This window comes from Streptomyces alboniger (assembly GCF_008704395.1).
Taxonomy (GTDB): Bacteria; Actinomycetota; Actinomycetes; order Streptomycetales; family Streptomycetaceae; genus Streptomyces; species Streptomyces alboniger.
This window is the reverse complement of sequence record NZ_CP023695.1, coordinates 4043104-4056591: the sequence shown is the minus strand read 5'-3', so window position 1 is coordinate 4056591 and position 13488 is coordinate 4043104. Positions and strand designations below refer to the sequence as shown.

General features: G+C 71.0%; 12 protein-coding genes. 3 read left to right on the top strand and 9 right to left on the bottom strand.

What is annotated here, in order from left to right:
• Window positions 1–8: 8 nt before the first annotated feature.
• Window positions 9–989, bottom strand: coding sequence for an alpha-ketoacid dehydrogenase subunit beta (locus CP975_RS18030; protein ID WP_055527241.1), 981 nt, complete (start codon window positions 987–989; stop codon window positions 9–11).
• A gap of 2 nt (window positions 990–991) precedes the next feature.
• The gene (gene pdhA / locus CP975_RS18025; protein WP_055527240.1) at window positions 992–2194 is read right to left on the bottom strand and encodes a pyruvate dehydrogenase (acetyl-transferring) E1 component subunit alpha; all 1203 of its coding nucleotides are present in this window, start codon (window positions 2192–2194) and stop codon (window positions 992–994) included.
• A gap of 393 nt (window positions 2195–2587) precedes the next feature.
• Here pdhA and CP975_RS18020 point away from each other — a divergent pair, with 393 nt between their 5' ends.
• Both CP975_RS18020 and CP975_RS18015 read left to right on the top strand, forming a co-directional pair.
• Window positions 2588–3250 (top strand): response regulator, encoded by a 663-nt coding sequence (locus CP975_RS18020; RefSeq protein ID WP_030794784.1) that lies wholly within the window; start codon window positions 2588–2590, stop codon window positions 3248–3250.
• Between the two features lie 73 nt (window positions 3251–3323).
• A complete protein-coding gene (locus CP975_RS18015; RefSeq protein WP_055527239.1) occupies window positions 3324–3767 on the top strand; it encodes a pyridoxamine 5'-phosphate oxidase family protein in 444 nt (147 codons plus the stop codon).
• A gap of 49 nt (window positions 3768–3816) precedes the next feature.
• Here the strand turns inward: CP975_RS18015 and CP975_RS18010 are convergent, their stop codons facing one another.
• On the bottom strand, window positions 3817–5379 hold the full coding sequence (locus CP975_RS18010; protein ID WP_150477107.1) for a protein kinase domain-containing protein: 1563 nt from the start codon (window positions 5377–5379) through the stop codon (window positions 3817–3819).
• A gap of 306 nt (window positions 5380–5685) precedes the next feature.
• Here CP975_RS18010 and CP975_RS18005 point away from each other — a divergent pair, with 306 nt between their 5' ends.
• On the top strand, window positions 5686–7308 hold the full coding sequence (locus CP975_RS18005) for a protein kinase domain-containing protein (RefSeq protein ID WP_055527235.1): 1623 nt from the start codon (window positions 5686–5688) through the stop codon (window positions 7306–7308).
• 102 nt (window positions 7309–7410) lie between these two features.
• Here the strand turns inward: CP975_RS18005 and CP975_RS18000 are convergent, their stop codons facing one another.
• The 6 genes from CP975_RS18000 to CP975_RS17980 form a co-directional block, all read right to left on the bottom strand.
• The gene (locus CP975_RS18000; RefSeq protein ID WP_055527234.1) at window positions 7411–7953 is read right to left on the bottom strand and encodes a bacterial proteasome activator family protein; all 543 of its coding nucleotides are present in this window, start codon (window positions 7951–7953) and stop codon (window positions 7411–7413) included.
• A 65-nt stretch (window positions 7954–8018) separates the two neighbouring features.
• Window positions 8019–8441 (bottom strand): hypothetical protein, encoded by a 423-nt coding sequence (locus CP975_RS35065; RefSeq protein ID WP_167532706.1) that lies wholly within the window; start codon window positions 8439–8441, stop codon window positions 8019–8021.
• Between the two features lie 236 nt (window positions 8442–8677).
• Window positions 8678–9655 carry an NAD(P)H-quinone oxidoreductase gene (locus CP975_RS17995; RefSeq protein WP_055532437.1) on the bottom strand — a complete coding sequence of 326 codons (978 nt, stop codon included), beginning with the start codon at window positions 9653–9655 and terminating at the stop codon, window positions 8678–8680.
• A gap of 141 nt (window positions 9656–9796) precedes the next feature.
• Window positions 9797–10903: a potassium channel family protein gene (locus tag CP975_RS17990; RefSeq protein ID WP_199783075.1), complete on the bottom strand. Its 1107-nt coding sequence runs from the start codon at window positions 10901–10903 to the stop codon at window positions 9797–9799.
• Window positions 10891–12378 (bottom strand): molybdopterin molybdotransferase MoeA, encoded by a 1488-nt coding sequence (locus tag CP975_RS17985; RefSeq protein ID WP_150477105.1) that lies wholly within the window; start codon window positions 12376–12378, stop codon window positions 10891–10893. The genes CP975_RS17990 and CP975_RS17985 overlap by 13 nt, the downstream gene beginning before the upstream one ends.
• Complete coding sequence (locus tag CP975_RS17980; RefSeq protein ID WP_150477104.1) at window positions 12375–13424, bottom strand: NTP transferase domain-containing protein; 1050 nt, start codon at window positions 13422–13424, stop codon at window positions 12375–12377. The genes CP975_RS17985 and CP975_RS17980 overlap by 4 nt, the downstream gene beginning before the upstream one ends.
• Window positions 13425–13488 lie beyond the last annotated feature (64 nt).

Here is a 13488-nt window from a genome sequence, read left to right as displayed (position 1 = left end):
CCTCTCCCTCAGTACGCCAGCGAGCGGTCGACGGCGTCGAGCACCCGGTCGAGGCCCGGCAGGTACTCCTCCTCTAGGCGCGCCGGCGGATACGGGGCGTGGTAGCCGCCGACCCTCAGCACCGGGGCCTCCAGGTGGTAGAAGCACCGCTCGGTGATGCGCGCGGCGATCTCCGCGCCCGTGCCCAGGAAGACCGGGGCCTCGTGCACGACGACGAGCCGCCGGGTCCTCTCCACCGAGGCCTGCACGGCGTCGAAGTCGATCGGCGACATGGAGCGCAGGTCCAGGACCTCCAGGGACTTGCCCTCCTCCTCGGCCGCCGCGGCCGCCTCCAGGCAGACCTTCACCATCGGGCCGTACGCCGCGAGCGTGAGGTCGCTGCCCTCGCGGGCGACGGTGGCCTTGTGCAGGGGCCCGGGGATCGACTCCTTGTCGACCTCGCCCTTGTCCCAGTACCGCCGCTTGGGCTCGAAGAAGATCACTGGGTCGTCGCTCTGGATGGCCTGCTGCATCATCCAGTAGGCATCCGCCGAGTTCGAGGGAGAGACCACCTTCAGGCCCGCCACGTGCGCGAACAGCGTCTCGGGCGACTCGCTGTGGTGCTCGACGGCGCCGATGCCACCGCCGTACGGAATGCGGATGACGACCGGCATCTTGATCTTGCCGAGCGCGCGGGCGTGCATCTTCGCCAGCTGCGTGACGATCTGGTCGTAGGCGGGGAAGACGAAGCCGTCGAACTGGATCTCCACCACCGGGCGGTACCCGCGCAGGGCGAGGCCGATGGCCGTGCCGACGATGCCGGACTCGGCGAGCGGGGTGTCGATGACCCGCTCCTCGCCGAAGTCCTTCTGGAGCCCGTCCGTCACCCGGAAGACGCCGCCGAGCTTGCCGACGTCCTCGCCCATGATGAGGACCTTGGGGTCGTTCTCCAGCGCCGTGCGCAGCGATTCGTTGATCGCCTTGGCGATGGGCAGTTTCTGGACAGTCATGGTTACTTGACCTCCCCGCCCGCGGGGGCGTCGGCGAACGACGCCTGGTACGCGGCGAACTGGGCGCGCTCCTCGTCCACGAGCGCGTGCCCGTCCGCGTAGACATTCTCGAAGATCGCCATCAGATCCGGATCCGGCATCGCCCGCACCACCTCTCGCACTCGCTTGCCCAACGCTTCGCTCTCGTCGTCGAGTTCCGCGAAAAATCCCTCATCCGCGTGGCCTTCGGACTCCAGGAACGCCCGCAGCCGCAGAATCGGGTCCTTGGCCTCCCACGCCACCCGCTCGTCGTCGTTGCGGTACTTGCTCGGGTCGTCGGACGTGGTGTGCGCGCCCATGCGGTAAGTGAACGCCTCGATCAGCGCCGGGCCCTCGCCCGTACGCGCCCGCTCCAGGGCCCACTTGGTGACGGCGAGCACGGCGAGCACGTCGTTGCCGTCGACCCGCACACCGGGGAAGCCGTAGCCCTGGGCGCGCTGGTAGAGCGGCACACGGGTCTGCTTCTCGGTCGGCTCGGAGATGGCCCACTGGTTGTTCTGGCAGAAGAACACGACGGGGGCGTTGTAGACCGCGGAGAAGGTGAACGATTCAGCGACGTCCCCCTGGCTGGAGGCACCGTCCCCGAAGTACGCGATCACGGCCGAGTCGGCGCCGTCCTTGGCCACGCCCATCGCGTAGCCGGTGGCGTGCAGGGTCTGCGAGCCGATGACGATCGTGTACAGGTGGAAGTTGTTGCTGTTCGGGTCCCAGCCGCCGTTGTTCACGCCGCGGAACATGCCGAGCAGGTTCGTCGGGTCGACCCCGCGGCACCAGGCGACGCCGTGCTCGCGGTACGTGGGGAACACGTAGTCGTCGTCGCGGGTGGCCCGGCCGGAACCGATCTGCGCGGCCTCCTGGCCGAGCAGCGAGGCCCACAGGCCCAGCTCGCCCTGGCGCTGGAGCGAGGTGGCCTCGGCGTCGAAGCGGCGGGTGAGGACCATGTCGCGGTACAGGCCGCGCAGCTCCTCGCTCGTGATGCCGGCGACGTACGCGTCGTACACGGCGTTCTTCGCGCTCTTGACCCGCTTGCCCTCGGGCGTCAGCAGCTGTACGAGCTCGGGCTCCGTGCTTTTCTGCGGAGCGGCCTTCTTGGCGCTTGCGGCGCGCTTGCCGCCGCCGGTACTGCTGCTGCGCGGTTTGCGCGCGGCGGTGCTCTCCACGGTCACGTGTGCTCCTCCGTCGGTCCGGCCCCCGGGGGTTACCGGTGAGGCCAGTGCGGCTCGCCTGATCCGTGCCCGCGCACGGGGTGGGTGCGTCTCGGCCGGGAACAGGCGTGACAGGTGCCCCGGCGAGCGCCCTGCACAATGCACGTTACCCAGTGCTCGCCAATTCTGTGAAACCCCATCTGACCTGCGAATTTACTCGGAAATCCAAGTACCTGATTGCTCGGATTTCCGAGTACATCGAGAAGTACACGAGAAAAGGGGGAACACTTCCTGGTCACAGCACTGATCACAGCCTGGCAGGGGGCCGGAACACCGGCACGTTATCCCGGCCACCCCGGCCACGGGAAGGGTTCCGCCCGGGCACCGGAAGAGATCGTGTGTGAGACTGGCTCCGTGCGCGAAGATGGAAAAATTACGGTATTTCTCCTCGACGACCACGAAGTGGTGCGGCGCGGAGTCCATGAGCTGCTCTCCGTCGAGTCCGACATCGAGGTGGTCGGCGAGGCCGGCACCGCCGCGGACGCCCTGGTCAGGATCCCGGCGACCCGGCCCGACGTGGCCGTGCTCGATGTGCGCCTGCCGGACGGCAGCGGGGTCGAGGTGTGCCGCGAGATCCGCTCGCAGAACGAGGACATCAAATGCCTGATGCTCACCTCGTTCGCCGATGACGAGGCCCTCTTCGACGCGATCATGGCCGGCGCCTCCGGTTATGTCCTCAAGGCCATCCGCGGCAATGAGCTGCTGACCGCCGTGCGCGACGTGGCTGCCGGGAAGTCCCTGCTCGACCCCGTCGCCACGGCCCGGGTCCTCGAACGGCTGCGCGACGGCAACAACACCAAGGGCGACGACCGCCTGGCCAACCTCACCGACCAGGAGCGGAAGATCCTCGACCTGATCGGCGAGGGCCTCACGAACCGCGTCATCGGCGAGCGGCTGCACCTCGCCGAGAAGACGATCAAGAACTACGTCTCCAGCCTCCTCTCCAAGCTGGGCATGGAGCGGCGCTCGCAGGCCGCCGCGTATGTGGCGCGCATGCAGGCCGAGAAGCAGCACTGAAGGGACTTTCGTCCCGTTTGATGGGGGCGGGCTCCTCTTTTGCGGCATCCCGCCTCTGGACGAGGGTGGGGGCATGTCCATCGACCCCACCGCCTCCGCCGATGAACAGCTCGCCTTCGAACTGCTCCGCCGTACGGACTACGGGCGGGTGGCGACCAGCATGCGCGCGCTGCCCTTCCTCGCGGCGGCCCGCCACATCGTCGTCGGCGGGCAGATCCTGCTGCGTCTGCACAGGGGATACGGCTACCACCACGCGTGCGTGGGCAGCGTCGTCGCGTACGGCGCGGACAACCTCGACGTGGCGACCGCGCGTCAGGGCGGCCAGTGGACCGTGCAGTGCATCGGCCTCTGCGAGGCGGTCGAGCCGTCCAACGCCGAGCTGGAACTCTTCGGTCCCGCGCCGCACTACGCGGACGGCGAGCTGTTCGACCCGGTCTATCTGCGGATCGAGCCGCAGGTGACCAAGGTCCACACCCTCACCGCGGCCCGCGACCGCGGCCTCCAGCACGCCCGCTGACGCACGCGGCAGGTTCACCCACCTGGCCCTGGGCGGCCGGGTCGCCCGGTCAGGCCCCCGGGTCGTCCCCGCCGCCGCCCGGGTCGCCGCCCTCGTCGGTCGGGTCCGTCGTCGGCGGCGGGTCGTCGGTCGGATCGTCCGTCGGGTCCGGCGTCGTCGGGTCGGTCGTCGGGTCCGTCGTCGGCGTGGTCGGGTTCCCCGTCGGCTGCGTGGGGCCCCCGGTCGGCTGCGTGGGCCCGGTCGGCTGGTTCGTCTGCGGGGGATAGCCCGTCTGGCCCCCGGTGTCGCTGCCCGGCTCCGTCGGCTCGTTCGTCTCGTCCTTGTCCGGGCTCTTGCTGGGCTTCTTCTCCTGCGACTGCTTCGTCGAAGGAGTCACGTCGGGCGTCTTGTCCTTGGTCTTGTCGCCCGCGGCGTTCAACGCGAAGGCGACGCCCACGACGATCGCGAGGACCGCGAGCACGGCGAAGACCCACATCTTGCCGCGGCCGCCCCTGCCCCCGCGCTGCCCGCCCTCGAAGCCACCGTCGTCGCCGCCCGGCGGACGCAGCATCGGGCCCGGGATCTGCGCGGTCCCGGAATCGGGGTGCCCCATCGCGGTCGTTCCCGCGACGCCCATCGCCGGGGTGTTGCCGCCCTCGTGCATCTCGACGGGCCCGGTGTTCCAGGTCCCCGTGTGGCTGCCCTGTTCGTGCAGCATCTGGAGCCCGTACTGGACGAGGCCGCGCATCTCCTCGGCGGTCTGGAACCGGTCGTCCGGGTCCTTGGCCAGGGAGCGCATGACGAGCCCGTCCAGCTCCGGCGGCGCCGCGTCCGAGACCTCGGAGGGCGGCACGGCCGTGTCCTGGACGTGCTGGTAGACCACGGAGAGCGGCGTCTCACCGGTGAACGGCGGCCGCAGCGCGAGCAGTTCGTAGAGCAGACAGCCGGTCGCGTACAGGTCGGAGCGATGGTCGACGGCCTTGCCGAGCGCCTGCTCGGGCGAGAGGTACTGGGGCGTGCCCATGACCATGCCGGTCTGCGTCATCGTCGACTGCGCGCCGTGCAGGGCGCGCGCGATGCCGAAGTCCATCACCTTCACCGCGCCGGTGTTGGTGATGATCACGTTCGCGGGCTTGATGTCACGGTGCACGATGCCGTGCTGGTGCGAGTACGCGAGCGCTTCGAGCACCCCGGAGACGATGATGAGCGCCTGCTCGGGACCCGGCGCCTCCGCGTTGAGCAGCAGATCGCGGATCGTACGGCCCTCGACGATCTCCATGACGATGTACGGGACGACGCTCGGCCCGACGACATCTTCACCGGAGTCGTACACCGCGACCACAGCGTGGTGGTTGAGGCCCGCGACGGACTGGGCCTCACGCGTGAAACGCGCCTTGGAGACCGGGTCCTCGGCGAGGTCGGAGCGCAGCAGCTTGACCGCCACCGTCCGCCCCAGGCGTACGTCCTCGGCGGCGAACACCTCGGCCATGCCGCCTCGGCCGAGCCGGTGGGTCAGCCGGTACCGGCCGTCTCCGACGAGCCCGCCATTGCCCCACAACTCGGGCGCGTCTGACATACCGCCGCCAGTCGCGTCGGGGTCGGACGGGCCCTGAGCGCGCTGCGTCTGTGCCATCAGTCCTCGCCGTCGTTTCTGGTCGTGGTACTTGGTGCTGGGTACGCCGCTGTACGGGTACTCCGACGGGCCACGCTACAGCCTTCACGCCACCTGCCGGTTCGAGGTGGACCGGACATAAAAGCGTTCCCGGGTCCTCACGCGCAAACTTGTAACGCTTCCGAGACGCTTCTTGCGCGTACGGTCACGGAACGGGCACCGAGCTTGACGCGTCATCGTCCTGGGGCAGACTTGGCCAGGAATAGCGGGTAATCGATCACCAGCCGCGGAGCCGTCCGGCCGCCGCGCCGATGGGGGACGCACGAGATGAGCAGCCAGGACGGCGCACAGGGGCGGTACGCGGGGCGTTCGCTGGCCGGCGGCCGCTACCAACTGCGCGATCTGCTCGGCGAGGGCGGCATGGCCTCGGTCCACCTGGCGTACGACGCCGTTCTCGACCGCCAGGTCGCGATCAAGACGCTCCACACCGAGCTGGGCCGCGAGCAGTCCTTCCGTGAGCGCTTCCGGCGCGAGGCGCAGTCGGTGGCGAAGCTCACGCACACGAACATCGTGTCGGTGTTCGACACCGGTGAGGACGAGCTGGACGGCACGACGATGCCGTACATCGTCATGGAGTACGTCGAGGGCAAGCCGCTCGGCTCCGTGCTCGACGCGTCCGTCACGCAGTTCGGAGCGATGCCGACCGACCAGGCGCTGAAGATCACCGCCGATGTGCTGGCGGCGCTGGAGATCAGCCACGAGATGGGCCTGGTCCACCGCGACATCAAGCCGGGCAACGTCATGATGACCAAGCGCAACGTCGTCAAGGTCATGGACTTCGGCATCGCCCGCGCCATGCAGTCCGGCGTCACGTCGATGACCCAGACCGGCATGGTCGTCGGCACCCCTCAGTACCTCTCCCCCGAGCAGGCCCTCGGCCGCGGCGTGGACGCGCGCTCCGACCTGTACTCGGTCGGCATCATGCTCTTCCAACTGGTCACCGGGCGGCTGCCGTTCGAGGCGGACTCGCCGCTGGCCATCGCGTACGCCCACGTCCAGGAGGAGCCGGTCGCTCCGTCCTCGATCAACCGTTCGCTGCCGCCCGCGGTCGACGCGATCGTCGCCCGCGCGCTGAAGAAGAACCCGAACGAGCGCTTCCCGACCGCCGAGGCGATGCGCGACGAGTGCCTGCGCGTCGCGCAGTCCTTCCAGGCGGCGGCCCCCAGCATCGTGCCGGGCGCGCAGACGGCGAGTGGCGCGGGCGTCGGCTCCGCGGTCTTCCCGCCGGTCGACTCCTCGCTCCCGCCGCAGTCCGGCGGCATCCAGACGCCGTACCAGCCGAGCGCCTACGGCCCGTCGACCCCGGCCGCGACGCCGGGCTACGGCTACCCCCAGCAGGGCTACGCGACCCCGGCGCCCACCAACGCGTACGCGCCGCAGCAGGGAGCGCACACCCCGCCCCCGTACAACCTCTCCCCGCAGCCCGCCACGACCGCGTCCGCGTCGGGCTCGGGCGGCGGCAAGCGGCGGAACATGCCGGTGATCGTCGGCTCGATCATCGTCGCGCTCATCGCCATCGGCGGCCTCATCACCGCGCTCACCCTCAACGGCGGCGACGGCAAGGAAGCCTCGGACGACAAGTCGAAGCAGCCGGTGGCGGGGTACAAGGGGCCCGAGCGCAACAACACGATCGAGAAGGAGAAGTGCAAGGAGCCCGATGTCGGCTACAACGACGAGACCAAGATCAAGCTCCCCGACTTCACCTTCAGGGACTGGAAGTCGGTCCTGACCTGCCTTCAGGCCGCCGGATGGAACTACGACAAGCGCCTGGTCGACGAGAACGCCTACGGCAAGGACACCGTGATGCGGCAGACCCCGAAGGAAGGCACGGAGGTCGACCCGAAGAACGTGGACATCCAGTTCGACATCTCGACGGGCAACCCGGCCTAGTTCTCTCTGCTCTCTGCTTCGTCACGACGAGGGTCTTTGCTTCTTCACGACGAGGGGCCCGGTACGCGCGATGCGTACCGGGCCCCTCGTCGTTCAACGGGCCTAGAGGTACGGGCCCCCCGTACGGCCCGCGAGGCCGCCCTCGTCGTCGTCCTCGCCGCCGCCCACGCCGGGCGGCAGCGCACGGCGCATCTGCTCCAGCTGGGCCCGCGCCGCCATCTGCTGCGCGAACAGTGTCGTCTGGATCCCGTGGAAGAGGCCCTCAAGCCAGCCGACCAGCTGGGCCTGCGCGATGCGCAGTTCGGCATCGCTCGGCGTCGCCTCCTCCGTGAAGGGCAGGGACAGCCGCTCCAGCTCCTCGACCAGCTCGGGGGCGAGGCCGTCCTCCAGCTCCTTGACCGAGCTGGCGTGGATCTCCTTGAGGCGTACCCGGCTCGCCTCGTCGAGAGGAGCCGCCCGCACCTCCTCGAGAAGCTGCTTGATCATGCTGCCGATGCGCATGACCTTGGCCGGCTGTTCGACCATCTCCGTCACCGGGACCTCGCGGGAATCGTCGTCTCCGCCACCACCGAGAGCCATTCCGTCCTGGCCCACGACCAGGACGTGAGGGTTCTCCGGTGACCGTTCGTTCCTCGGCATCTCCATGCCGCCATTCTCTCGCACCCGTACATCACACATCGTTGGTGCCCCCGTACGGCGGTGATCCACCCTCAACCACCGCGCCGCAGACGCAGACCGAGGAAGCCGAGACCGAGGCCGATGAGGACCAGGCCGCCGCCGAGGGGCAGGACGCGCAGGCCGGTCAGGACGGTTTCGGTGGGCGTCGGCTCGGTGGCCTCGGACGCGCCGTCGTGATGGGTCACGGGCGACGGGTCCGGTGGCGGCGGGGGGACGGCGGGAGGTGGCGTGGGCGGCGGTGGTGGCGGGTCGGGGAAGGGCGGGTCCTGGCGGCCCGGCCGCGCCCGGCCCTCGCCGGGGCGACTGCCGGCCCGGGGGGTCTCGTCGACGGTGGTGAGGGGCCCGCTGGGCGCGGATTCGGCCGCGTACGCCAGGAGACCGGGCACGACCGCCGCGAGGGCCGTGAGGAGGGCGGCCACGAGGGCCATGCGAAGAGTCACCCGTGAAACAGCCACCGCGCCGGCCACCTCCCGCCATCGGGACGCCCAAGATCAGACGGATCACTACGCCACCGACAAGCCTCACATGACGCAATAATTCCGGCACCTTGATCGCGCCCGAAGGGGAGCGCCCCGAAGGCGAGCGCCCCAAAGGGGCGCGGGGAACTGCGCGCTCAGCCACGTCCGACCCGCGGCCGCTCCGCATACCGCTGCTGCCACCGCCAACGCCACTGCTACCGCCACCGCTACCGCTACCGCGTAAGAAGCACCTTCCCGATGTGCCCGCTCTCCTCAAGCACCCGATGCGCCGCCGCCGCGTCCCTCATCGGCACCGTACGGTCGACGATCGGCCGCACGTGCCCCCCGCCGATCAGCGGCCAGACATGCTCCCGTACCGCCGCGACGATCGACGCCTTCTCGGCGGCGGGGCGCGCCCGCAGCGAGGTGGCGGTGACGGCGGCGCGCTTGTTGAGGAGCGTGGCGATGTTCAGCTCGCCCTTGACGCCGCCCTGCATGCCGATGATCGCGAGGCGGCCGTTGACCGCGAGGGACCGCACGTTCCGGTCCAGGTACTTCGCGCCCATGTTGTCGAGGATGACGTCCGCGCCGGCCCCGTCCGTGGCCCGCTCGATCTCCTCGACGAAGTCCTGCTCGCGGTAGTTGATGAGAACGTCCGCCCCCAACTCCCCGCAGAACTCCAGCTTCTCCTTGCTGCCCGCCGTGACGGCGACCTTCGCGCCGACCGCCTTGGCCAGCTGGATCGCCATGGTGCCGATGCCGCTCGAACCGCCGTGCGCGAGCAGCGTCTCGCCGGGACGCAGGTGGGCGATCATGAAGACGTTGGACCAGACGGTCGAGGTCACCTCGGGCAACGCGGCCGCCGTCACGAGATCGACGCCCTCGGGCACGGGCAACAGCTGCCCGGCGGGGACGACGACTTGCTCGGCGTATCCACCGCCCGAGAGCAGGGCGCACACCTCGTCGCCGACCGCCCAGCCGGAGACACCGGGGCCGAGCGCGGTGATGCGGCCCGCGCACTCCAGACCGGGGTACGGGGACGCGCCGGGCGGCGGGTTGTAGAAGCCCTGCCGCTGGAGGAGATCGGCGCGGTTCACGGCGCTGGCCACCACCTCGACCAGCACCTCGCCCTCGCCGGGCACGGGATCGGGCACCTCGGCCCACACGAGCGCTTCGGGGCCGCCGGGTTCGGGGATCGTGATCGCATACATGATTCCGAGGCTACTCCCGACCCCAACTGGGGCGCCCTGTAAGCCAGGGGCGCCCTGCGAGAGGCGCCCTCCACCGTGGCGGGACCGTTCGGACCGTCGGGCCGTTCGGGCCGTTCGGGCCGTTCGGGCCGTTCGGGCCGTTCAGTCCGTCGGCAGCGGCTTCGTGTCAGGCGCGATCACCGTCGCGGGCGAGGCCCGGACGATCGTGATCAGCCGGTCCGTCAACTGGAGCTTCCCGACGGCGGGGTCGTCGTACCCCAGCACCCGATGCCCTCGTACGACACTCACGACGAGGTCCTCCGTATCCCGGACGCCCTTCCCCACCTCGGCCTTTATGACCGGCCGCTCGACGAGGTCGAGCCCCGAGCCCTGCTGGATCAGGTCCTCCATGACCATGCCCGCGCTCGGGCTCAGCACGGAGAGCCCGAGGAGCCGCCCCGCCGCGCTGGCGCTGGTGATCACCGCGTCGGCGCCGGACTGCCGCAGCAGCGGCGCGTTCTCCTCCTCGCGCACCGCGGCGACGATCTTCGCCCCGCGGTTCAGCTGCCGCGCGGTGAGCGCGACGAGGACCGCCGTATCGTCGCGCTGCGTCGCGATGATGATCTGCCGGGCCCGCTGCACCTCCGCGCGGAGCAGTACGTCGCTGCGCGTCGCGTCGCCGACGACACCCGCGTAGCCCTCCGCCGTGGCCGCGTCGATGACCTTCGCGCTGGGATCGACCACCACGATCTGCTCCGGCTTCAGCCCGGTCGCGCAGACGGTCTGGATCGCCGAGCGGCCCTTCGTCCCGAAGCCGACGACGACAGTGTGTTCACGCAAGTTGGACCTCCAGCGGGACAGACGCCATTCCTCGCGCGTCCGTTCCGTGAGCACTTCGAGGGTCGTGCCGACCAGGATGATCAGAAAGAGCACGCGCAACGGCGTGATCAGGAGGATGTTGGTGAGCCGGGCGCTGTCGCTGTACGGGACGATGTCGCCGTAACCGGTGGTGGAGAGCGTCACCGTGGCGTAGTACGCGGCATCGAGGAAGTCGACGCGCTCGTCGGAGTTGTCGTGATAGCCGGCGCGATCGATCCAGACTATGAACGTCGTCAGGGCGAGCACCAGCAAGGCCATCACCAGACGCCGGGTGACCTGGCGCAGGGGCCGTTCAACCACCCGCTGGGGCAGCTTGATCCGGTGCGTCGTGTGGTGTTCTTCGGGGTGACGGGCGATGGCGTCGTGGCCGGGAAGTTTCACGTGAAACACTCCCCGCCGTCGTCGGCCGGGCCCCATGGCAGGTCGAGGATTTCCAGCTCCTGTCCCTTGTGCGCGCCGCCGGGCGGCACGACCGCGAGCCCGTCGGCCGCGGCGATGCCGCGCAGCATCGCCGGACCGTTGAAGCGCAGCGGCACGGCGTGCTCACCGCGCAGGGCGACGGGCACGAGGCGGGTGTCGTACGGATGCCCCTGCACGTCATCGCGTACAGGTGCGGTGTACGCGGTGTTTGCGGGGTGCTCGGTGCTTACGTGGTGCGGGGTGCTCGCGGGGTAGGCCGCGGTTGTCGCGGGGCCGCCCGGCTGCCCCGGCCCGCGTCCGTTGAGCGTACGCAGCAGGGGCTCGGCCAGCGTCAGCAGGCCGGAGATCGCGGCGAGCGGGTTGCCCGGCAGGCCGACGAGGTGCCGACCGGGACGGAGGCGGGCCAGCAGCATGGGGTGCCCGGGGCGTACGGCGACGCCGTCCACGAGCAGTTCGGCACCGATGCGGCGCAGCGTGGGGTGGACGTGGTCTACCGGGCCCGCGGCCGTACCGCCCGTCGTCACGACCAGGTCGGCTGTGGACGTCGTCAGGGCCTCGTGGAGCGCCTCCGGGTCGTCGCCCAGCCGCCGCACCCCGGTGACCTCGGCGCCCAGCGTGCGCAGCCAGGGCGGCAGCATCGGGCCGAGCGCGTCCCGGATGAGGCCGTCGCGGGGCAGCCCGTCGGTCAGCAACTCGTCGCCCAGTACGAGGACTTCGGCGCGCGGTCGGCGGACGGCGCTGAGCGTGTCGTATCCGGCGGCCGCGGCCAGGCCGAGCACGGCGGGTGTGATCCGGGCCCCGGACGGCAGGAGGTGGTCGCCGGAACGGCACTCCTGGCCGCGCGGGCGGATGTCCTGGCCCGGCACGACCTCGCGCAGGGCGTGCAGCCTGCCCTTGTCGTCGATGCGGCCGTGCTCACTGCGCAGGACCGCGGTGGCGTCCCGCGGGATACGGGCGCCCGTGGCGATGCGGACCGCCTCGCCGTCCCCCAGCGCCTCCGGGCGGTCGTGCCCGGCGAGGATCCCGTCGGCCCGTACGACCCAGGGGCCGGGGCCCGCGACGGCCCAGCCGTCCATCGCGGAGGTGTCGAACGACGGCAGATCGGTCAGGGCGGCGAGCGGCGCGGCCAAGGTCATGCCGAGCGCCTTGTCCAGCGGGACGGCCACGGGCTCGCCCCCGGCCCGGGGCACTGCCTGCGCGGCACGGGCGCGGGCGGCGGGCCAGGGGCTGACGTCGCGGTGCTTGGGCTCGCCGGGGGTGGGGGGCGTGGATTGTGCGGGCGGGGTGGCTTGCGCGTACGGGGCATCCTGCGGCGCGGGCGCGGGGGTGGGAGTCGGCGTGGTCGGTGGCGCCGAACGGGGGACGGCACCGTGGCCGTCCCTGCACTCGTTCACCAGCGCGAGAGCTTCATCGAACTCGGCGTCCGGCAGGGGCTGCCCGGTCATCCGGCATCCGAGGAGGAACCGGGGGAGGGCGGAGTGTGGGAGGTGTGGGAGGTGTGCGGGGTAGGGGCGGCGGCCTGCGACCGCGAGGGGGAGGTCTGCGGCTGCGAGGGCGAGGTCTGCGGCTTTGCAGGGGTGGTGGGGGCGGCCCCGGCCCCCGGCGTCGCACCCTGCTGGGCCTCCTCCTCCGCCCAGCGGGCGGCAAGCGCCGCGGCCCTGCGCGACGCGTCGGCGACGGCTTCGGCTCCGCCCGTCGCCCCCGCCCCGCCCCGCGCAGCGGCCTGCGCTGCCGCGTAGCCGACGAGGAAGGTGGTCAGCGGTGCCGCCGGCCTGGCCACACCGTGCGCGGCGTCGCGGGCGAGGTCGAGGAGCATGCCGGTATCGACGTCGAGTTCGATGCCCAGCTCGTCCTTGACTGCGGAAATCCATTCATCCAACACATGCCCATGCTCCCTGATCCGCGCCCGCGCGGTGGCGATGTCGTCCCAGGTGTCGCAGTCGAAGGCGGCGACGGGATCGGCTACCCGGGTCAGACCGAGCCGCGAAACGAGCCGCCGCAGTGGCAGCCCGCCGAGCCCGCCGCCTTCACCCGTGCCCGCGAGTTCCGCGATCCCCCGCCGCAGCGACGCACTGCGGTAGGCCGCGACGAGCGGCTGATCACGCCCTTCCGGGTCGGTGAGAACCGCCCCGTCCGCCCCGCTGTCCCGCAGAGCCTCCAGCAGGCGGCGTACGGTCCACTCCTCCAGGAACGGCAGGTCCGCGGAGAGCACCACCACCCACTCCGCCGCGGTACGCCGCAGTCCCGCGTCCAGCGCGGCCAGCGGCCCGCCGCCCGGCGGCTCCTCACGCGCCCACACCACGGGCCGCGCGGTCGGTCTCGGCGCGGCCACCACGACGGTGGTCCCGGCGCCGGAACAGGCGGTCAGGACCCGGTCGAGCAGCGTCCGCCCGCCGACGCGCACGCCGGGTTTGTCGGCGCCGCCGAGCCGAGCGGCGCCGCCACCTGCGAGCACCACGGCGTCATAGGAGGCACCCTCGTTCGCGGTCACCCCCTGAGTATGGGCATACGGAGGATCATTGCCACCCCGCTAAGGGCGCTCAGGGCAAGGGACT

Excerpts from the sequence above, each read along its gene's own strand:
- CP975_RS18010 (WP_150477107.1), bottom strand. The coding sequence starts at position 5,379 with ATGGCACAGACGCAGCGCGCTCAGGGCCCGTCCGACCCCGACGCGACT.
- CP975_RS17995 (WP_055532437.1), bottom strand. The coding sequence starts at position 9,655 with ATGTATGCGATCACGATCCCCGAACCCGGCGGCCCCGAAGCGCTCGTG.
- CP975_RS17985 (WP_150477105.1), bottom strand. The coding sequence starts at position 12,378 with ATGACCGGGCAGCCCCTGCCGGACGCCGAGTTCGATGAAGCTCTCGCG.
- CP975_RS18000 (WP_055527234.1), bottom strand. The coding sequence starts at position 7,953 with ATGGAGATGCCGAGGAACGAACGGTCACCGGAGAACCCTCACGTCCTG.
- CP975_RS18015 (WP_055527239.1), top strand. The coding sequence starts at position 3,324 with ATGTCCATCGACCCCACCGCCTCCGCCGATGAACAGCTCGCCTTCGAA.
- CP975_RS18030 (WP_055527241.1), bottom strand. The coding sequence starts at position 989 with ATGACTGTCCAGAAACTGCCCATCGCCAAGGCGATCAACGAATCGCTG.
- CP975_RS18005 (WP_055527235.1), top strand. The coding sequence starts at position 5,686 with ATGAGCAGCCAGGACGGCGCACAGGGGCGGTACGCGGGGCGTTCGCTG.